The sequence below is a fragment of the Ruegeria sp. BG6 genome (genome assembly GCF_056538465.1).
Genome location: NZ_JBQFTB010000002.1, coordinates 390070 through 409882 on the forward strand (window position 1 = coordinate 390070; position 19813 = coordinate 409882).

General features: G+C 57.3%; 17 protein-coding genes. 9 read left to right on the plus strand and 8 right to left on the minus strand.

The features are described 5' to 3' along the window. Positions 1-11 precede the first annotated feature (11 nt). The 4 genes from ACR0JW_RS06680 (at position 12) to ACR0JW_RS06695 (ending at position 4007) form a co-directional block, all read left to right on the plus strand. On the plus strand, positions 12-1508 hold the full coding sequence (locus ACR0JW_RS06680; RefSeq protein WP_170679197.1) for an aldehyde dehydrogenase: 1497 nt from the start codon (positions 12-14) through the stop codon (positions 1506-1508). 25 nt (positions 1509-1533) lie between these two features. Beyond that, positions 1534-2472: a LysR substrate-binding domain-containing protein gene (locus ACR0JW_RS06685; RefSeq protein WP_170679199.1), complete on the plus strand. Its 939-nt coding sequence runs from the start codon at positions 1534-1536 to the stop codon at positions 2470-2472. Positions 2473-2589: 117 nt separating this feature from the next. Further along, positions 2590-3738, plus strand: coding sequence for an acetylornithine deacetylase (argE, locus tag ACR0JW_RS06690; protein WP_480713724.1), 1149 nt, complete (start codon positions 2590-2592; stop codon positions 3736-3738). A gap of 8 nt (positions 3739-3746) precedes the next feature. Continuing rightward, a complete protein-coding gene (locus ACR0JW_RS06695; protein WP_170611560.1) occupies positions 3747-4007 on the plus strand; it encodes a CBU_0592 family membrane protein in 261 nt (86 codons plus the stop codon). Positions 4008-4024: 17 nt separating this feature from the next. Here ACR0JW_RS06695 and ACR0JW_RS06700 read toward each other — a convergent pair whose 3' ends face one another. From ACR0JW_RS06700 to ACR0JW_RS06730, 7 genes are all read right to left on the minus strand, one after another. Next, a complete protein-coding gene (locus tag ACR0JW_RS06700; protein ID WP_170679203.1) occupies positions 4025-4387 on the minus strand; it encodes a cupin domain-containing protein in 363 nt (120 codons plus the stop codon). Next, complete coding sequence (locus tag ACR0JW_RS06705; RefSeq protein WP_170679205.1) at positions 4384-4620, minus strand: hypothetical protein; 237 nt, start codon at positions 4618-4620, stop codon at positions 4384-4386. The genes ACR0JW_RS06700 and ACR0JW_RS06705 overlap by 4 nt, the downstream gene beginning before the upstream one ends. Before the next feature lie 205 nt (positions 4621-4825). After that, positions 4826-5863 carry an extracellular solute-binding protein gene (locus tag ACR0JW_RS06710; protein ID WP_170679207.1) on the minus strand — a complete coding sequence of 346 codons (1038 nt, stop codon included), beginning with the start codon at positions 5861-5863 and terminating at the stop codon, positions 4826-4828. Positions 5864-5882: 19 nt separating this feature from the next. Beyond that, a complete protein-coding gene (locus ACR0JW_RS06715; protein ID WP_170611552.1) occupies positions 5883-6692 on the minus strand; it encodes an ABC transporter permease in 810 nt (269 codons plus the stop codon). Between the two features lie 3 nt (positions 6693-6695). Beyond that, a complete protein-coding gene (locus ACR0JW_RS06720; RefSeq protein ID WP_170611550.1) occupies positions 6696-7625 on the minus strand; it encodes an ABC transporter permease in 930 nt (309 codons plus the stop codon). Continuing rightward, positions 7625-8716 (minus strand): ABC transporter ATP-binding protein, encoded by a 1092-nt coding sequence (locus ACR0JW_RS06725; RefSeq protein WP_170611548.1) that lies wholly within the window; start codon positions 8714-8716, stop codon positions 7625-7627. The genes ACR0JW_RS06720 and ACR0JW_RS06725 overlap by 1 nt, the downstream gene beginning before the upstream one ends. 704 nt (positions 8717-9420) lie before the next feature. Further along, positions 9421-10104 carry a DnaA N-terminal domain-containing protein gene (locus ACR0JW_RS06730; RefSeq protein ID WP_480713725.1) on the minus strand — a complete coding sequence of 228 codons (684 nt, stop codon included), beginning with the start codon at positions 10102-10104 and terminating at the stop codon, positions 9421-9423. A gap of 462 nt (positions 10105-10566) precedes the next feature. Between ACR0JW_RS06730 and ACR0JW_RS06735 the strand changes: the two genes are divergently transcribed. Then, on the plus strand, positions 10567-11874 hold the full coding sequence (locus ACR0JW_RS06735; RefSeq protein WP_170611545.1) for an AAA family ATPase: 1308 nt from the start codon (positions 10567-10569) through the stop codon (positions 11872-11874). After that, positions 11871-12977: a ParB N-terminal domain-containing protein gene (locus tag ACR0JW_RS06740; RefSeq protein ID WP_170679211.1), complete on the plus strand. Its 1107-nt coding sequence runs from the start codon at positions 11871-11873 to the stop codon at positions 12975-12977. The genes ACR0JW_RS06735 and ACR0JW_RS06740 overlap by 4 nt, the downstream gene beginning before the upstream one ends. 63 nt (positions 12978-13040) lie before the next feature. Here the strand turns inward: ACR0JW_RS06740 and ACR0JW_RS06745 are convergent, their stop codons facing one another. Beyond that, complete coding sequence (locus ACR0JW_RS06745; protein WP_170679215.1) at positions 13041-14096, minus strand: tyrosine-type recombinase/integrase; 1056 nt, start codon at positions 14094-14096, stop codon at positions 13041-13043. Positions 14097-14575: 479 nt separating this feature from the next. Here ACR0JW_RS06745 and ACR0JW_RS06750 point away from each other — a divergent pair, with 479 nt between their 5' ends. The 3 genes from ACR0JW_RS06750 to ACR0JW_RS06760 are packed head-to-tail and all read left to right on the plus strand — an operon-like array spanning position 14576 to position 19809. After that, positions 14576-15544 carry a carbon-nitrogen hydrolase family protein gene (locus tag ACR0JW_RS06750; RefSeq protein ID WP_170682689.1) on the plus strand — a complete coding sequence of 323 codons (969 nt, stop codon included), beginning with the start codon at positions 14576-14578 and terminating at the stop codon, positions 15542-15544. A gap of 50 nt (positions 15545-15594) precedes the next feature. Next, complete coding sequence (locus tag ACR0JW_RS06755) at positions 15595-18339, plus strand: aminotransferase class I/II-fold pyridoxal phosphate-dependent enzyme (RefSeq protein WP_480713726.1); 2745 nt, start codon at positions 15595-15597, stop codon at positions 18337-18339. An 18-nt stretch (positions 18340-18357) separates the two neighbouring features. Continuing rightward, the gene (locus ACR0JW_RS06760) at positions 18358-19809 is read left to right on the plus strand and encodes a biotin carboxylase (RefSeq protein WP_170611537.1); all 1452 of its coding nucleotides are present in this window, start codon (positions 18358-18360) and stop codon (positions 19807-19809) included. The last annotated feature ends 4 nt before the right edge of the window (positions 19810-19813 follow it).

A 19813-nucleotide genomic window follows, 5' to 3' on the forward strand; every position in this document is an offset into this window, starting at 1 on the left:
GGAGAGACAGAATGTTGGACTATTCACACGAAGACTGGAAAGCCCGTGCCGCCGGTCTGTCGTTTCGGGGGCAGGCCTTCATCAATGGCTCGTTCGTCGATGCCGCCTCTGGCAAGACCTTTGACAGCGTCAATCCGGCCACCGGCGCGGTTCTGACCAAAGTTGCGGAATGTGACGAAGAGGACGTCAACCGGGCCGTGGCCGCGGGACGCGCTGCGTTCGAAGATGGCCGTTGGTCACGCATGGCACCGGGGGACCGCAAGGCGGTGATGCTGAAACTGGCCGATCTGATCCGGGACAATCTGGAAGAGATGGCGCTGCTGGACAGCCTCGACATGGGCAAGCTGGTCACTGATGCCGCCACCATCGACGCACCGGGGTCCGCGCATTTCTTCCAGTGGTATGCCGAGGCCATCGACAAGGTCTATGACGAGGTTGCCCCCACCGGTCCCGGCGATCTGGCACTGGTCCGTCGCGTCCCCCTTGGCGTCGTTGGCGCCGTTACCCCATGGAACTTCCCACTGGACATGGCCACGTGGAAAGCCGCCGCCGCGCTGGCCGCAGGAAACTCGGTTGTGTTGAAACCGGCCGAGCAATCGCCACTTTCGGCATTGCGCCTGGCCGAACTGGCCGCCGAGGCCGGTGTCCCGGACGGGGTCTTCAACGTCGTGCCGGGCTTTGGCGCGACGGCCGGTCGCGCGCTGGGTCTGCATATGGATGTGGATTGCCTGGCCTTCACCGGCTCGACCGCCATCGGCAAGATGTTCATGCAGTATTCGGGGCAGTCGAACCTGAAACAGGTCTGGCCGGAAACCGGCGGCAAAAGCCCCAATCTCGTCTTTGCAGATTGCGAGGATCTGGACACCGCCGCCAACATGGCCGCCTTTGGAATATTCTTCAATCAGGGCGAGGTCTGCTCGGCTAACTCGCGGCTGTACGTCGAAAGCTCGATCAAGGATGCCTTCGTCGAAAAGCTGATCGCACGGGCGCAGGCAACCCAACCGGGCGATCCGCTGGACCCGGCCTCGAAAATGGGCGCCATCGTCGACGAAAAGCAGACGCAAGGCATTATCCGTTTCGTCGAAGAAGGCAAGAAATCGGCTAATCTGGTGACAGGTGGCGAGCGTGTCACCGTCGACGGCAAGGGCTGCTTTGTTCAGCCCACCATCTTTGACGACGTGAGCCACGACAACCCTCTGGCCCGCGATGAAATCTTCGGTCCCGTCCTGTCGGTCATTCCCTTTGACAGCGAGGATGAGGCGGTCGCCATGGCGAATGACTCGATCTACGGTCTGGCGGCCTCGGTCTGGACCGACAACCTCAGCCGTGCCTGCCGGGTATCGGACAAGTTGATGGTCGGTACCGTTTCGGTTAACACCGTTGACGCTCTGTCTGCCCAAACGCCATTTGGCGGCATGAAACAATCGGGCTTCGGACGGGATTTGTCATTGCACTCGCTTGAAAAGTATACTGCTTTGAAGACCACGTGGATCAAGTACACGGCTTGATCCGCAACCACGCGGGGATGCGCCATTGCCTTTCAGATACACGCTGCGGCAGCTGGAATACTTTGTGGCCGTTGGAAAGGCAGGCAGCATCGCCGCTGCCAGCGACAAACTGAATGTCTCGTCGCCGTCGATCTCGGCGGCGATCACCCAGCTTGAGCTTGAGTTCGGTGTCAATCTGTTCGTACGCGAACACGCGCGGGGCCTGTCACTGACCAAGGCCGGGCACAAGTTCATGGAACGCACCGAATTCGTTCTGCGCGAGGCCGAACTTCTGGCGACGCTGGCAGGTGAAATCACCGGCAAGGTTCAGGGCATCCTTTCTGTGGGTTGTCTAATGACCTTTGCGCAGATCGTCCTGCCCGGATTGCGGCGGGAATTCGAGATCACATACCCCGACGTTCGCATCGAGCAGCGCGAACTAAATCAGGCGGAAATCTTCAGCCAGTTGCGCCGGGCAGAACTGGATATCGCGCTGACCTATGATCTGGATATCCCTGCCGATCTGGAATTCCGGCCCCTTCACAAGCTGCCGCCATATGTTGTCCTGGGTGAAGGCCACCCGCTGGCCGACCACACAGAGCTGACGATTCCCGATCTTCAGGACAGCCCGATGGTGTTATTGGACCTGCCATTCAGTGGTGAGTATTTCCTGTCTTTCTTCCGGGATGCCAATATCAAACCGAATATCGGGGAACGCACTGCCGACATGTCCGTGATGCGGTCCCTGGTTGCCAATGGCTTCGGATTTTCGATCGCAAATATCCGCCCCCTGAATGTGCTGTCGCCCGATGGCAAAAAGCTGATCTTCGTTCCTTTGGCAGGGGATCTCAGACCGATGCATCTTGGGTTGCTCACAGCGCGCGCCGAGAATGAGACCAACACGGTGAAGGCCTTTGTCCAGCATTGTGAACAAGCCGAGAAGTCCGGCACGCTCCCGGGTCTCTGCAATCAGAAAGCGGGCTGATATCAGCTTCGTTTTATCCTAACCTCTGCTTCGCCAATCCCGGATTTATGTTTTTTGCAGGTCGTATAGGCTGTGCACAACACGGGTATTTTCATCCAAATCACAGGCACAAAGCGTATGACGTCCTCGCTGGAAATTCTGGAAAAGCTGGTCAGCTTCGATACGGTCAGCAAGAACTCGAACCTTGAACTGGCCAGCTATGTCGAAGCGTTTCTTGAGGCGCGCGGTTTTGCTGTTCACCGCATCACCGACCCCGGTGGGGAAAAAACCGGTCTTTATGCCGAAAAGGGACCAGACGGAGATGGCGTTTTGCTGTCCGCGCACACGGATGTCGTTCCGGTCGAAGGGCAAAGCTGGACCAAGGATCCCTTCCGGCTGACCCGCGAAGGTGACCGGCTTTACGGGCGCGGCACAACGGACATGAAGGGTTATGTGGCCTCGGTCATGGCTTTGGCCGACCGCACGGGCACCTCGAACCTGCGCGAGCCGCTCAGGATTGCATTGTCCTATGACGAAGAAGTCGGCTGCGTTGGCATTCAGCACATGCTGGAGCGGCTGGCACCGATGCTGGGTCAACCCCGCGCCTGCTTTGTGGGCGAGCCCACCGAGATGCAGGTCGCTGTCGGTCACAAGGGAAAAGCAGCATTGCGGGCTGTCTGCCACGGGCAAAGTGGTCATTCGGCGTTGGCGCCGAAATTCGTCAACGCGCTGCACCTGGCGACTGATTTCGTGAATGAGTTGCGCGCCCTGCAAAAAACCTATGCCGCAAGTGGAAACATCGACCCGGAATATTCCATTCCCTACACAACCTTTCACGTCGGCATGATGTCCGGCGGCAAGGCTTTGAACATCGTGGCGGATCGCGCCGAGCTGACTTTTGAATACCGGCATCTGGCATCGGACCGCGGCAAAGATATCCTCGACCAGATACAGGATGCGGCCCACAGAGTTGGTGCGGCGTATCAAAACCTATGCCCCGAGGCGCGCGTCGAGGTCGAACAATATAACGCCTATCCCGGTCTGGACGTGCCCGACACGGATGCCGTCATCGGCTATGCCCTGAAGCTTTCGCAAAGCAACGCGACCACCAAGGTCGCGTTTGGCACCGAGGCCGGGTTTTTCAGCGAGTTGGGCATTCCCACCGTCGTTTGCGGGCCGGGATCAATGGAAAGGCAAGGACACAAGCCGGACGAATATCTGGACCTCGGGCAACTCAGCGCCTGTGACGCGATGATGGACCGTATCCTGGCCGATATCAGCCACTGAGATCGAATATGGAATTGCTGCAGGACCTCACTCTTGTTGACGGAATCGGCCTGTTGGGGTCGGCAATTATCGTGTGCGTCTACTATCTGGCGACATGCAATGTACTTCCCGCAAACAAGATACCCTTCAATGCCTGGAACATTCTGGGCGGATCACTGGTCATGATTTCCCTGATCCATCGGCCAAATCCGGGCGCAATCGTGATCGAGGTCATGTTCATTTTCATCGCCGTTCTGGCGGTCTTGCGAAACTTGCGCGGCGCACGGTAACCCGCGCCGCGCGCCTGTCATTCCGCAATCATGTAAAACTTGCGCAATGTCTGCGTGATTTCCCACGTACAGGGCGTGCCTTTGGGTACAAAAAAGGTGTCTCCGGCCCCAAAAACCTGCGCCACTCCGTCCGATCCGGTCAACGTGACCGAACCCGAGATCACGGTCATCATCTCATCCACCGGATAAGCCTCGATATCCTCGCGACAGGGCGCGCATTCCCATACCCCTACCGAAATCTTTTCGTCCCGGCTTTCGAAAAAGCTGCTTATGGTCTCGGTCTTATCCGAGGTGGTGAAATCACCGTCAGCCACTAGGGAAGACGGGACAAAGCCGGTTTCGGGGTGGCCATCGGCCAGCAAGCGGATAGGTTTGGTCATGTTTTCCTCCTTTTTAAACTCAGTGGCATCGGCAGAAATTTCGGCACCGGCCTCTCGCTGCTATCCAGGTCCCGCGCCCAGCGGTGCCCGGCATGGACGGCTGCCGCAAAGACCGACGGGGCCTCGCAATCGCCGATCCGGCTGACGGATTTGACGCCTGCGTCCTCCCACTCGTCCCCGCACACAATCAGGTTCTGATAGACGTGATCTTCGGGTTTTTTTGACGTCAGCACAACAGCCGCACCCAACGGCAGCGCCGAACCTGCACCACCATGGATGCAGCGTCGCGCACGGTCAAAAAGCGCCTATCGCAAGCTGGACATCACCACCGAGCGCGCGCTTTTCCTGCTGCCGTCCAACCACGGCGCAGTACCAATGGAATAAAAGGCCGGGCGACCAGGCCGCCCGGTAAATTGGTGCTTATTGCACGGGGAGAGTTTACTTCTTCAGATTTGTCCAGATCTGGTCATAGACGGCCTGAACTTCCTGCGAACAAACCTCGATAAAGACACCGGGGCCGACCTTGTCGTGCGGGTTCTTTTCCGGTTGCGTCGCGAGCGCGGGATCCAGGAACTCTTCGACGCCTGCGACCCCCGCGTTATAGCGGGCAAAGTTGGTAACAGCGGCGATGTTTTCCGGCTCCAGCAGGAAGTCCATGAATTTCAGCGCGTTGTCACGGTTCGGCGCATCCTTCAGCAGAACGACATTGTCCATCCACGCGATATAGCCCTGGGTCGGATAGGCATATTCGACATTTGCGCCTTCCTCGCGCGCCTTGGCCGAGAACCCGTCATAGATCTGGCCGACCGCCGCATCGCCCGAGACCAAAACCTCTTTGGCGGTGTCCGAGTTGAAGGATGACCAGTGTTGCTTGGCCTCTTGCAGCATGGCGTTCAGCGCCTTGAGCTGTTCGCGGTCGGTGGAACACTGCGGGATGCCCATGTGCAGCGCCGCCATGGCCATGACCTCACCCTGGCTGTCCAGCATGTTGATCCGCCCCTGCAACTCGGCCGGCGGGTTGAACAGGATGTCGGTGGTCTGGATGTCGCCGGAATAGACGTCGCGGTTCACGGCAAAGCTGGTCGAGCCCCACTGATACGGGATCGAATGTTTGCGGCCGGGGTCAAAGCTGGGATCGGCCCATTCGGGTTCGATATTGCCCTTGTTCTTCAGTTCGCCGTCTTCGATCGTGTCCAGCATGCCCTCGCCTGCCATGATCGACACCATGTAATCGCCCGGCACCGAAACGTCATAGGTTCCGATCCCGCCAGCCTTGAGCGAGGCGAGCATCGCCTCGTTTGAATCGTAGGTGTCCATGGTCACCTCGATGCCGGTTTCCTCGGAGAATTTGTCGATCAGCTCCTGCGGGATGTATTCGAACCAGTGATAGACAACCAGTTCGCCTTCGGCTGCCGCTGCATTTGCGCCCAAAGTCAGGGCCAGCGCGGCGACGCCGCTTTTCATCATATGTTTCATTGTGTTCTCCCTCTGTTGGTTATTTCGTGTTGTCAGTTTTGCTGACGAAGTAGCTGATCGTGACCATGATGACGGACACGGCCAGCAGCATGGTCGAAATCGCCATGATATTGGGTTTGAGACCCTGTTTGACCGAACCGAAGATCGCCGTCGGCAGGGTTTCAACACCCGCGCCTTTGACAAAGTTGGTGATGATGAAGTCATCCAGGCTGACGATGAAGGCCAGCAGGAAGCCCGAGATGATACCGGGCATCATCAGCGGCAGCAGAATCTTGGTAAATGCCTGCCGCTTGGTGGCATAAAGGTCCTGCGCGGCCTGTTCATAGCTGTCCTCGATCCCCTGCATCCGGGCCGAGATCGGCAAATAGGCAAAGGGAATGCAGAACGCGATATGAGCCAGCAGGATGGTCATGATGCCGCGTTCAAATCCGATCGAATTGAAAAAGATCAGGGTTGCAACGGCCGTCACGATCTCGGGCACCATCAGTGGCAGGCTGATCAGGCCGAATGACAGGGTGCGCAGTTTGAACCTGCCGCCCCGGACCATTCCGGTCGCCGCCAGTGTCGCAATTGACGTCGACACCGTAGCTGCAACGATGGCGATGATAAAACTGTTCTTGGCGGCCTGCTTGAACTTATCGCTTTCCGGTCCGGTGAACACGTCCGCATACCAGCGTAGCGACAGACCTTCCCAGTTTGTCAGCGATTGCGAGGCATTGAAGCTGTAGATCGTCACGACCAGCAGCGGCGCATACAAAACGATCAGACACAACAGGGTGATACCTTTGAAGCCGCGATAGGACTTGATGTCGAATTGCTTGCTTGCCATCGGTCAGCCCTCCGCTTTCTCGGCTTTGGCCTGTTGCCGTGCAAACAGCATCAGCAGGATCAGAACCATGGTCAGCAGGATCATCGACGCAGCCGCGCCAAACGGCCAGTTGCCGGCATTGCCCTTGAACTGTTCCTCGATCAGCGAGCCGATCATAAAGTTCTTGGCGCCGCCCAGCAGGTCGGGGGCAAGGAAGGAACCCATCGAGGGAACGAAAACAAGGATGCATCCGGCGATCACACCGGGTTTCACCGCCGGAAGGAGAATGCGCCGCAAAGTCGTCCACTTGGTTGCATACAGATCCGCTGCCGCTTCGCTCAGCGCGAAGTTGTAGCGTTCCACCGCCGCGTAGATCGGCAGCACCATGAAGGGCAGATAGGAATAGAACAGGCCCAGTTGCACCGCGAAGTTGGTATTGACGATATGCAGGGGGCTGTCGATCAGGCCGATGCTGATCAGAAAGTCATTCAGCGGACCCTGGTCGCGCAACAGGAATTTCATCGACACGGTCCGGATCAGAAGGTTCACCCAGTACGGGATCGTGATCAGGAACACCCAGACCGGCCGCATATTTTCAGGCCGGGTGGCAATGAAATAGGCCGTCGGGAAGCCGATCACCAGGCTAAGCACTGTCGCCGCGCCCGCCTGCCAGATCGAACGCCAGAAGATGGTGAGGTAGGTCCATTCGATCTTGGGCGGTTCATCCCCGAACAGACCACGGTCAAAGAAGAACTGATCATAAGCGGCCAGCGAAAATTCCCAAATCACGCCGCCACGGAACTCTTTCGTCAGGAACGAGTAGACCAGCATCATGAACACAGGTGCCAGGACCAAAATGCTCAGCGTCACCCATGCAGGCAACAGCAGCCAAGTGCGGGCCTCCTTATAGGTGTCGGTCGTTGCGCTGCCGCCGCTTGCTGCACCGGCGGCCATCAGTCCACCAGGAGGCGCGCTGCCCCCAGCTCCATGTTGACGAACATCTCGGTGCCTGGCTCGAAGATGCGCTTGTTGCCGCGATCAGAGTTCGACGTGCGCACCACGAAATCGGGTCCGTCCTGCAGATCCACGATCGTGGTGATGTCAGTGCCGACAAAGATGTTGTCCTTCACGCGCCCCTTGAGGCTTTCGCTTTCGACCGGTTTGTCGGACATGTACAGACGCTCGGGCCGGATCGACATGTGAACCTTAGACCCCACCCCGACACCTTCGACCTGATCACAGGTCAATTCGTGCCCGCCGCCCAGATGACAGATCGCGCGACCGTCCCGGAGCCCGTCGACGGATACTTCCAGCAGGTTCGTCTCGCCGATGAAATCGGCAACAAACATGTTGCGCGGTCGCTCATAGATATCCGTCGGCGCGCCCAGTTGCTGCATTTCACCCGCTGACATCACCGCAATGCGATCGGACATGGTCAGCGCTTCTTCCTGATCGTGCGTCACGAAAATAAAGGTAATCCCGGTTTCCCGCTGCAGGTGCTTCAGTTCAAGCTGCATGGCCTTGCGCAGCTTCAGGTCCAGGGCGGATAGCGGCTCGTCCAGCAACAGCACTTTGGGCTGTGGCGCCAATGCACGCGCCAACGCGACCCGCTGTTGCTGGCCGCCCGAAAGCTGGCTGGGTTTGCGCGCCGAAAACTGGCTGAGCTGCACCAGTTCCAGCATTTCACCGGCTTTCGTGCGCGCCTGAGACTTCGACGCGCCGCGCATCTCAAGCCCAAAAGCTACGTTGTCCAGAATGGTCATATGCGGAAACAGCGCATAGTTCTGGAACACCGTATTCACCGGGCGCTTGTTCGGTGGCAGGTTTTCAATCTCATCGCCATACAGGAAAATGGCGCCTTCGGTCACATCCTCGAACCCGGCAATCATCCGCAGCAAAGTGGTCTTGCCACAGCCCGACGGCCCCAGAAGCGTAAAGAACTCATTGTCCATGATCGACAGTGAGATCCTCTTCAGCGCCGTAAAGTCGCCGTAGCGCTTGACCGCATCCCGCACGTCAATCGCGACATTTCCACTGTCAGACACATCCGCCTCCCTAAGCACCGCGAAATTTGGCACAGGTATATACGGAGCGGCGAAACCTCTGAAGAATTGAGTTCCTCACCAAACATTAGGCTAAACCTAATCATTTATTGTTTCCTGATGCGACGCAGGCATTTACCAATGGAATGCCTGGTCGTTGCCCCGTGGTTCGCGTGGCCCCTCACCTGCCAGAAATGCACCTCGGATTGCCGCTTGGATTGGTACAGCCCGGGGCGGAAGACCCTCATCGCGTGCAGGGCAGACGAATTGCGACACAGCGTTCCTCAAGACACCAGCTAAATGGCCAAGACCGTTTTTCACACGGGTACAAGGAACCGTTGACCACCGGGCACGCGGCCATCGCCTTGAAGACAACGCCCGACATTTTCTTCGCGCAGTATCGTCACGGAAGCCGGCCATTTGGATCAACTGTAAAAAATAGAAAAGCCCGGCATGACTTGGCCATGTTGGCTGAGACGGGCCACGTGCGACGGAACTTCCTGGTTTCTCCGGAAACATGCGTTACAGCTTCAGTCAGATATTAATACGCAAAAATCAGGCATTTTGCGCACCACCCAATTTTGATTACATTTCCGCAAATGCTCCGCATCGCAACCGCGATGATCAGAAAACCTTCGCTTGGCGCAATCACAGGCGACGCCGGTGACCCGTATGGTTATCAGCCGGTCTTGCCTGCCCTCGCTGACTTATTCCGCAGCGTCGATCCGCAGAGTTCGGACAGAAGGGTCCACACACGCATACGCGGCCAAAACGCGGGTTGTCCATTTTTGCGAAATGTAATCCGCCATGAAACGGCTAGGCGCAATTAGGGTGGCCACCCCCCCTGCCCTGCCAGCCTCGACCAGATGCTGGAACCAACTGGACCAAAGCTCTGGGTCGCGTTCATACAGAAACGCCTGGACCGACCGCCAGACGTCATCGTCGCCTGATTCCGGAGCCGGAGGTTTGGATTTGAACGGTATGATGTTGGTTTCTTCGGCAGGGGCCTGCCCCATCCTGTCCTGAAAATCCCTGCCAATAGTGGGCCAGATCTCTTCGGTGTCGATCATGATCTGCTTCAGATCCAGTTCATAGACCGCAACCCGCCCCCGTGCTGCCGGTCGTTTGACTGAAATCCACCCCCTGCCGCGCAGCTTGGCCATCTCGCGTTTGACAGTCCGTTCATCCACAGACCACAGGCGCGCAATTTCCTCGCGCCCGATTGACAGTTCGTTGTTGCGCCAGTTGTAGCGGGTGGTGATCAGAACCATTATGCGAAGAATACTGCGCTGGCGATGCTTGTCGCCAGACAGCGCGTGGACGGACAGCGCCGACAGAATGTCGTATTTCAGGGCCGAGGCATTGCGCCCGACCGGTTTTGCAACCTGCATCTGTCCCTCACCGCTCTATCTGCCTCACGCGGTTGCTTACCGCCTCGCGCTTTTCCAACGCTTTTCGTGATGATGTTCCAATTAGCGTCCAGCGCATCGATTCTGTCAAGAGCTGTCTTGTTTTGGGCGGCTGCGGATCCAAATCCAGCATTCAAAAAAGAAAAGAAATTGGTGAAGTATTGGTGATGGGGGACACCCTGTCTGTCCCCTTATTTGGGCGCTTTGTCCCCCTAAATGCTGTATATCCGAACTTAGTGACCCCCTAATTCTGGAGCGTTCCCCCTGGCGAGCGCCTTCCCTCGTCAGCGTCGCGAATCGAATCGGCCCACGTGCCGATGGCCCTTGTTTTCTTACCCGTGGGTAAGATTGTCATCCCATCATAATTTCTTTTGCCAAAGCTGCAAATCAAGCGTAAATATGAAAACCACAAAATTTAACGTCCTAAGAAACGAGACCCGAGGCATGTACACGCACGAAGACCTGAATGCATTGCGTAATCAGTCGCTCAAATTGCAGGGCTGGATTCGCCAGCAGACCTTTAGCCCTGAGATGGAGAAGACCCTCCGCCGGTTCTCAAGCTGGGAAGTGTCGGAGCTGATCTTTAAGGTCAACCAATCCACATTTCGGGGCAAGCTGGCCTCGGACCCGACCCTGCCCAGCGGTGAGGTGGAGCCGGATGGCCGGCAGAGATGGTTCAGCCTGGAAGAAGTCAACGAGCTGCGTCGGCGGTTGAAGGTGAACCGCAAGACCCTTATGCCGCCCCGCCCGGCCGGTAAGCGCGCCATCCGTGCCGCTGTGGCGAATTTCAAGGGTGGCGCGGGCAAGTCAACGGTGGCGTTGCATCTGGCCCATGCCGCGGCACTGGATGGCTACCGGGTGCTGGTGGTGGATTTCGACCCTCAGGCGACACTGAGCCATTCGATGGGCCTGACGGATGTTGCCGAAGACTTTACGGTCTGGGGCATTATGGCGCGTGATCTTATCCGCGAGACCCAACGGATGAACAACCGCCCCGCCGCCGCCGAATCCGGGACCGCCCTGCCCCGCCGCGAGTTGCCGCCATCGATCACGGACATGGGGCTCGGCGATCTGCGGATCGGTGACTTTATCAAGCAGACGTCCTGGTCCAGCATCGACGCCATCCCGTCCTGCGCCAACGCCGCTTTTGTCGAGTTTGCCTCGGCTCAGTACCGGCACTTGAATCCGGAATGGTCGTTCTTTGCGGCAGTATCGCGTTATCTGGACCAGATCCCCGATGACTCTTACGACCTGATCCTGTTCGACTGCCCGCCTGCCATTGGCTACCAGTCGATGAACGCAGTGTTTGCGGCAGACATGCTGTATGTCCCATCCGGCCCGGGTTACTGGGAATACGACTCCACGACCTCGTTCATTGGCCAGCTTGCTGAAGCTCTGGAAGACCTCGCTTATGGGTTCGACAAAACTTTACCCACGGGTAAGATCGGGCTTCCCAAGACATTCTGTGAGTTGCGCTTTCTGCTGACGCGATATGAGCCCGGCAACGCCCTGCACCACGCCATGTTCGACGCATTTCGAAAAGTGTTCGGGGAACACGTGGCCGAGCACCCGGTCGAGATGACCCGCGCAGTCGAACAATCCGGTCGTTTCCTCAGTTCGGTCTACGAGATGGATTACCGAGAGATGACCCGGGAAACCTGGCGCCGCGCACGATCGACCTTTGACAACGTATATGAAGAGTTTCGGGGCGTCATGCTGTCGGCCTGGGATAAGCTGGAGGATGACGCATGACCCGCAAACGCAGAATGTTCGACATTGATATGCCCGCCATGGAAGACATACCCGTGGGTAAGGTTCCGGACCAAGTTCTGGAGAAGCGGCGGGGTCCGATGGCCGCAGCAATCTCGGAGAATGCTGGTGCTCTGCGCGATCAGCAGTCAACCGAGGATGCCATTCGCGCAGAAAACGACAGGCTTGCGCATGAGCTGGTGAGCCTGCGGGCCGAAGGGCTGGTGACGGAACGTGTAGACCTGTCAGACGTCGTTACAGAAAAACTGACGCGCGATCGCAAACCCGGTCCGGATCCGGAATTGGAGGAGTTGAAGGCGTCGATCAGGGAAATCGGTCTTTCCAACCCGATCCGGCTGGAGCGTCGCGCGGACGGGCGATTTGACCTGATTCAGGGGATGCGCCGCCTTTCTGCTTATCGTTTGTTGCTGGAAGAAACCGGCGATTCCATCTACGCAAAAATTCCGGCCGGCATTTCGGACGCCGCTGATCTGGACAGCAGCTATCGGCGTATGGTGGATGAAAACCTGATCCGAAAGGACATCTCCTTTGCGGAAATGGGTGCGTTGGCCCGGGCCTACGCAGAGGATCCGGCCAATGACTGTGCGGATGTGGACAAGGCTGTTTCGATTCTTTTCAAATCAGCAAGCTACACAAAGCGCAGCTATATTCGGGCATTCGCAAGCCTGCTGACCAGGCTGGACAAGGTTCTGAATCACCCAAATGAAATCCCGCGAAATGTGGGGGTCGAACTGAAGCGCAAGCTTGATTCCGATCCGGGCTTGATCCGCGCAGTCAGCACTGCGTTGATGAGCGAACCCGACAGGGACAACGCACGAGAGGTCGCGATTCTCCGGTCGTTTCTGGGACAGGCCTCGGAACCTGTTGCCAGGCCGAAACCGGACAGTCCCGGAAAGCCGCGCCGGGCGAAGACGACGTTTCAGGTGTCTGGCCGCGCGGGGATTGCGAAGTGTTCGGCCTCGAGTGGACGGTTGGAGATCAGGCACGATCTGGACTTTACGCGTGTTGATCGTGCGAGGCTGGAGGCTGCCATTGCAACGATGATTGAATACCTGCGAGAGGAGGATGATCTTACCCACGGGTAAGAATCTACAGAACTCATGTGAAACTTCCATGGGGTGTTGGACTAAAATCCAGCACCCCTTTTTTTAACCCAAAAGGTCCGTTGCGGGATTTTCTGCGATATCGACGTCGTCGTAATACTTCTGCGCCTGCGCGACTGAGCGGTGCAGGGACAGTCGCATGGCCGCCTGAATCGGGGCGCCGTCCAATGCGGCCTGGGTCAGAAAGCCCGAGCGAAGACCGTGGGCAGAGGCAAAGTTTTCGGGCAGACCGGCCAGCTTCAAACGATGCTTGACGATCTGCGCTACCGCGTCGGGGGAAAGGCGGCGGTTCAGCACCCGATCAGCTTTCGAGATCGGGCGGAAGAGGGGGCCGTCCTTGATCTGCCCAACCTCGATCCAGTGCACTAAAGCCTGCGCTGCTCGGCCTTTCAGTACCAGTCTGGGGGTTTCTCCCTTCTGGGTGGTTTTGGTTTCCAACAGGGACAGCCAGATGACGCCGCTCTTGGCGAATTCCTTGAGGGATACATCCTCGCGCATCAACGCGGTGATTTCCGAGCGGCGGCGTCCGCCGCTGGCCCAGCCCAGCATCAGGATCGCCCGGTCGCGGCAATCGCGACGACTGCCACTGCAGGTCGCCAACAGTTGCTCGAGCACATCGCGGGTGATGGGGTGGGCGGATTTTGGGGCAGGGGGGCGGGCTGCGGCGCGCCGTGCCTTGGCCCGCGCTTGCTTCACCTGCGGCGCCTCAAACGGGCTGGGAAGGTTCTTCATCCGGTGGAAGGCCAGCCAGGAGGCGATACGCCGGTCCAGCGTTGAGGGGGCCGGGCAGGCCAGTGACTTGCGCAACCCTTGTGCAATCAGCGCTTCTGCCGTCTGGCGGGCGACATCCGTTTCCGGCGCGTCGTTCAGATCCCGGGCATGATCGAGGATGAAGGCGAGGGCGGTTTCTTCATTCTCGGGCCAGTTGAGGATCGAGCCCATCCGAGCGGCCTTCCAGGCCGTGATGTAGACCAGGTCACGCTCGTACGCTCGTAACGTGTTCTCCGGCGTGCCGCGGACATAGAGATCGGTCAGCGCGTCCTGATCTGCAGAGGACAGTGCAGGAGAAGAGGCTGGGAGATATGGGGCAGGGGTACTCATAGCGCGTATTCTGCGTCAATTCAGTTCGCTTTTCAATTGATCCGATAAGCGATACTTATCAGATATAAATGATCACATGGAACCGCGTTCGGAGTAGTGAGCAAAACATATAACTTTTGCGCATATGATGAGAAGATGGAAATACGAACAACAATTATTCAAAAGCCGATGTATTGGAGCGAGACGACTATTTTGCCAATCGGGTGATACGACATGAATGACCGGAAAATTGTCGATCATCGCGCTGCTATTCCGACCGGGGCGGGGCGGGCAGATTGGCGACAAACCCCAGCATGGACGCAAGTCACGAACAGACTGTCACCTTGCCAATTCCCTAAATCACTCATCGGCTAAGTTCACGAGTGCCAGCGATCAAACAGTTTGCGACAGAAATCTGGGGTGCTCAAAAAAACAGGCTGGTAACGGGGTTCACCTGAAAATAAGGTGATCAGACAGCTTACTCGGGAGAGATGCCCAATATGACTCCATTTGCGATCGCCGGCGTTCAGATGCACGTCGCAGCGCTTCATTCGAACGTAGAGGCGATGCGCCATCGTATTGAAATTCTGATGGCCCGGTTTCCATGGACTCAGATGGTTCTGTTTTCCGAACTTGCGCCCTATGGGCCACTGGACCGTTTCGCGCAGCCGTTCCCGAATGACGCAATATTGCAGTTTCAGGAGGATGCGCGCCGCTTCGGTATTTGGCTGATCCCCGGGTCGATGTTCGAAAAAACCGAAGATGGGCGTATTCTGAACACGTCTGTCGTCATCAATCCCGACGGCGAAATTGTCGCCAAGTATTCGAAGATGTTTCCCTTCCGCCCGTATGAGGCCGGGATTTCGGCCGGGACTGATTTCTGTGTTTTTGATGTTCCGAATGTCGGGCGCTTCGGCCTTTCCATCTGCTATGACATTTGGTTTCCGGAAACGACGCGGCAACTGACCAGTCAGGGTGTTGAGGTTCTGCTTCACCCGGTCCTGACCGGGACCACTGACCGTGAAGCGGAACTTGCCATTGCAAGGGCGACGGCGGCGCAGTTTCAGTGTTACGTCATTGACGTAAATGGCCTGGGGGCCGGTGGCGTCGGTCGTTCGCTGGTGGTCGACCCATCAGCAACAGTGTTGCATCAGTCCGCCGGACAGGAAGACATGTTCCCGATCGAAATCGATCTGGATCAGGTGCGGCGTCAACGGGAAACCGGTCTCAAGGGACTTGGGCAAGTTCTCAAGAGCTTCCGGGATCGCGACGCGGATTTCACGGTTTATGATCGCACGAGTGGTGCCGATGCTTACCTGAACACGCTCGGGCCGCTGGAAATTCCCCGGCAGGGCTCGGATCGCGGTTTGCTGGCATCCGACCCCAGAACTTCGATTGAAGAAGCGGAAAGAGATTTGCTGACGCCGCCTAACCTTTCTGTCTTACACGGAAAGACAGGTTCGGATTAATCGGATCAGGAGGCGGCACTGATCCGGACGCGACAGAAAGGAGGCAGGTATTGAACTTGCACTCGCAGAAGAAGAAGTTGCCGTCCCTACGAGATTATTACAGCGCCACGCAACTTCGGGCTGATCGATGGAGCGCCTTACGCGAAGCGGCTGAAGGCCTCGCCCTTCATGGCCGGGAAAAACGCCAGAGCCAGAAGCTGATGGCGACGGCGGAGCATCTGTTTGATGTTCTGGAACCGATCGAGCTTTACTGGGCGTTCCCCGGAATCCACGCGTTCGAGCATCTGCGGCGTCTTCTGCAAAATGGCAATGTTCAGGATCTGTCGATCTGCGTTCGTCGTATTGCGCGGGCGCTGACGTCGGGCGCTTACAGGCGGCGGTCGATTCCGCTGTCTTCCGATGAAATAGACAATGAAGATTATGAAGACGAAGCCTCGCTTGCGCCAGAAGCCCGTGCATTGGGGCGGCCATATTTCGAGGTGCTGATCGTCGATGACGTTACTGAACATCAGGAAAGATTCCTGCGGCAAAACCTGCTGCGCATGCGTCGGCTGGAAGATTCCTTCATTTATGAACCGGTCATTGTTCCGTCGCTGGAGGACGCCCTGATCGGGGTTCTGTTCAACTACAACGTTCAGGCCGTGGTGATCCGGCCGGGCTTGTCGCTCAAGTCGAAGATCGATCTTCCGATCCTGAATCAGTACCTGACGCGTGTCAGCGAGGACGAGGATGTTGACGGTCTTGACCCGCATGAATACGGACCGGAGGCCTGTCGGCTTATCGAGAAGATCCGACCCGAACTGGACGCGTATCTTGTCACAGACCGTTCTGCCGAAGATATTGCCGGGCTGGACCTGGGCCGCTGCCGACGGGTCTTTTACAATCAGGAGGATTTTCAGGAACTGCACCTGAACATCCTTCGCGGCGTCGATCGCAGATTCAAAACCCCGTTTTTCTCGGCCCTGAAAGAATACTCGAAGCAGCCAACTGGTGTTTTCCACGCCATGCCGATCAGCCGCGGCAAATCGATCAGCCGTTCGCACTGGATTCAGGACATGGGGGCATTCTACGGGTCGAACATCTTTCTGGCTGAAACATCCGCGACCTCGGGCGGGTTGGACAGCCTGCTGGAACCGCGCGGCCCGATCAAGGAAGCGCAGGACATGGCCGCCCGCGCTTTTGGGGCGAAACACACGTTCTTTGCCACCAACGGTACTTCGACGTGCAACAAGATCGTCGTTCAGTCGGTCGTTCGACCCGGCGACATCGTTCTGGTCGACCGGGATTGCCACAAATCGCACCACTACGGCATGGTTCTCGCCGGGGCGAGCGTCGTTTATATGGACAGCTATCCGCTGCACGAACATTCGATGTACGGTGCCGTGCCGCTGAAAGAGATCAAGCACACCCTGTTGAAGCTGAAAGATGCCGGAAAGCTGGATCGCGTCCGGATGGTGCTGTTGACCAACTGCACCTTCGACGGGGTTGTCTACAACGTTCAGCGTGTCATGGAAGAGTGTTTGGCCATCAAGAAGGACCTGATCTTTCTGTGGGACGAAGCCTGGTTCGGTTTTGCGCGGTTTGACCCGACCTACCGCCAGCGTACCGCCATGGGGGTGGCCAACGTTTTGCGGCAAACGCTGCGCACGCCGGAAGCGGCCAGCGCCTGGGCGGCCCAGCAGGAAAAGCTTGAGGGTGCGAGCCATGAAAAGCTGCTCGAGACCCGGCTGGTTCCGCCACCCGATTCCCGCGTCCGCGTCTATGCCACACAATCGACCCACAAGACTCTGACGTCATTGCGGCAGGGGTCGATGATTCACGTCAACGATCAGGATTTCAAAGGCGAGGTGGAGCAGGCTTTCCACGAGGCCTACATGACCCACACCTCGACTTCACCGAACTACCAGATCATCGCTTCCCTGGACGTGGGGCGCCGACAGGTCGAACTGGAAGGGTTCGAATTTGTGCAAAAGCAGATCGAGACAGCCATGTCGATCCGGCGCGCCATCTCGGACCATCCGGTTTTGCAGAAGTATTTCAAGGTGGTGACTGCCGGAGAAATGATCCCGGAAGAATACCGGGAAAGCGGCGTACAGGCCTATTACGATCCCGATCACGGCTGGGTCGACAAATGGACCATGTGGAGCCAGGACGAATTTGTACTGGACCCGACGCGCATAACGCTGGCCGTGGGTGGAACAGGCTGGGACGGCGACACGTTCAAGACCAAGATCCTGATGGACAAATATGGCATCCAGATCAACAAGACGTCGCGGAACACCGTGCTGTTCATGACCAATATCGGGACAACCCGATCCTCGGTCGCTTACCTGATCGAAGTACTGGTCGAAATTGCCAATGACCTGGACGAGCTTCTGGACGATGCCTCGAAAATGGAACGCAGGTCATTTGAAAACCGGGTCCAGGCTTTGGTCGAAGACGTGCCGCCGTTGCCGGATTTCAGCCGGTTCCACGATGCCTTCAGGGATGGATCAGATACGCCCGAAGGAGATATCCGGACCGCGTTTTTCCTCGCTTATGACGAGGACAACTGCGACTATATTCCGACCGATGACAAGCTGATGGCGCGGCTTGAAGCGGGTGAAGAGCTTGTCTCGTCCAGTTTCATTATTCCCTATCCGCCAGGCTTCCCGATTCTGGTGCCCGGTCAGGTCATCAGTCCGGAAATCCTGTCATTCATGCGGGCGCTGGACGTCAGTGAAATTCATGGTTTCCGCGAAGACCTGGGTCTGCGCGTGTTTACCCAAGAGGCCTTGGAGTCCGTCAAAAAATAATATCAGGGGAGAGGTTAAATGCCCAAGAAGGTACTCAAGAACATTTCGGAAATCCGTCGTTACTTTCACACGAATTCGGACCCGATCTACTTTGTCTCGGCGACCAATTTCAACCTGCTCGGTCTGGATGAATGGGTCAAGAATTTCAAGTACATCTGCTACATGGATTGCTTTGACGGACGCCATCCCAACGTTCTGGTTCCTTCCGAACTTCCCCATGACGAGTTTCAGTCGATCGAAGACATCAACAACTATCTGCTTCAGCACAAGGAAGTTGTCGATTACGTCAAGGCGCGCGGCGGCAAGCCGAAATTCGTTTTCCTGATGTTCGACGAAAAGACGGAAAAACTGGTTAAGGAACTGGGCGGCGAGGTCTGGTTCCCCAAGGCGAAGCTGCGTACCAAGATGGACAACAAAATCGAAACTGTCCGGGTCGGCAACAAAGCGGGTGTCCCGTCGGTTCCCAACACGCTGTCCAAGGTCGACAGCTATGACCAGTTGAAAAAGGTCTGCAAAAAGGCGGGGCTCGGCGATGATCTTGTCCTGCAAAGTGCGTTTGGAGACTCGGGCCACACCACCTTTTTCATCAAGTCCGAGGCTGATTTCCGCAAACACGAACATGAGATCGTGGGCCAGGGCGAAATCAAAATCATGAAACGCATCGATTGCCGGGGTTCGGCGATCGAAGCCTGCGCCACGTCCGAAGGCACGATTGTCGGCCCCCTGATGACGGAACTCGTCGGGTTCAAGGAATTGACCCCCTATCGCGGAGGCTGGTGCGGAAACGAGATTTTCTCGACTGCGTTCCCGCCGAAGACGCGCGAGAAAGCGCGGGAACTGACGTTCAAATTTGGCGAACAACTTCGCAAGGAAGGATATCGCGGCTATTTCGAACTGGATTTCCTGATCGACAAAAAGACCGGCGACATCTGGTTGGGCGAGCTCAACCCCCGGATCACGGGCGCGTCCTCGATGACCAACCACGCGGCTTTCGCGCATGCTGATGCGCCGCTGTTCCTGTTTCACCTGCTGGAGTTCTCGAAAAAGCCGTTCAACCTGGGTGTCGAAGAGCTGAACGCGCGCTGGGCCGATCCCGACATGATCGATTCCTGGTCGCAAATGGTGATCAAGCACACCGAGGACACGGTCGATATCATCACCAATGCCCCGGAATCCGGGATCTACAAGATGTTGCCGGACGGGCGGGTGGTGTTCGACCGGTTCGACTATCACCGGCGCGCGGTGGAAAGCGAAGACGAAGCGTTCTTTTTGCGGATATCGAATGTTGGCGACTACCGGTACGAAGGGGCCGATCTGGGCATCCTGGTCACACGCGGCCGGTCGATGACCAAGGGTTTTCAGCTTACGGCAAAGTCGAAGCATTGGATCAATGGCATCAAGAACGCGTTCTCGGCACGTCCGCTGCCATCGGCTCAGGCATTTGAGGATCCGGCGTTTAAGATTATGTAGAGTG

Excerpts from the sequence above, each read along its gene's own strand:
- ACR0JW_RS06680 (WP_170679197.1), top strand. The coding sequence starts at position 12 with ATGTTGGACTATTCACACGAAGACTGGAAAGCCCGTGCCGCCGGTCTG.
- ACR0JW_RS06740 (WP_170679211.1), top strand. The coding sequence starts at position 11,871 with ATGACCCGCAAACGCAGAATGTTCGACATTGATATGCCCGCCATGGAA.
- ACR0JW_RS06710 (WP_170679207.1), bottom strand. The coding sequence starts at position 5,863 with ATGAAACATATGATGAAAAGCGGCGTCGCCGCGCTGGCCCTGACTTTG.
- ACR0JW_RS06730 (WP_480713725.1), bottom strand. The coding sequence starts at position 10,104 with ATGCAGGTTGCAAAACCGGTCGGGCGCAATGCCTCGGCCCTGAAATAC.
- ACR0JW_RS06700 (WP_170679203.1), bottom strand. The coding sequence starts at position 4,387 with ATGACCAAACCTATCCGCTTGCTGGCCGATGGCCACCCCGAAACCGGC.
- argE (WP_480713724.1), top strand. The coding sequence starts at position 2,590 with ATGACGTCCTCGCTGGAAATTCTGGAAAAGCTGGTCAGCTTCGATACG.
- ACR0JW_RS06715 (WP_170611552.1), bottom strand. The coding sequence starts at position 6,692 with ATGGCAAGCAAGCAATTCGACATCAAGTCCTATCGCGGCTTCAAAGGT.
- ACR0JW_RS06735 (WP_170611545.1), top strand. The coding sequence starts at position 10,567 with ATGTACACGCACGAAGACCTGAATGCATTGCGTAATCAGTCGCTCAAA.
- ACR0JW_RS06720 (WP_170611550.1), bottom strand. The coding sequence starts at position 7,625 with ATGGCCGCCGGTGCAGCAAGCGGCGGCAGCGCAACGACCGACACCTAT.
- ACR0JW_RS06750 (WP_170682689.1), top strand. The coding sequence starts at position 14,576 with ATGACTCCATTTGCGATCGCCGGCGTTCAGATGCACGTCGCAGCGCTT.
- ACR0JW_RS06695 (WP_170611560.1), top strand. The coding sequence starts at position 3,747 with ATGGAATTGCTGCAGGACCTCACTCTTGTTGACGGAATCGGCCTGTTG.
- ACR0JW_RS06745 (WP_170679215.1), bottom strand. The coding sequence starts at position 14,096 with ATGAGTACCCCTGCCCCATATCTCCCAGCCTCTTCTCCTGCACTGTCC.
- ACR0JW_RS06760 (WP_170611537.1), top strand. The coding sequence starts at position 18,358 with ATGCCCAAGAAGGTACTCAAGAACATTTCGGAAATCCGTCGTTACTTT.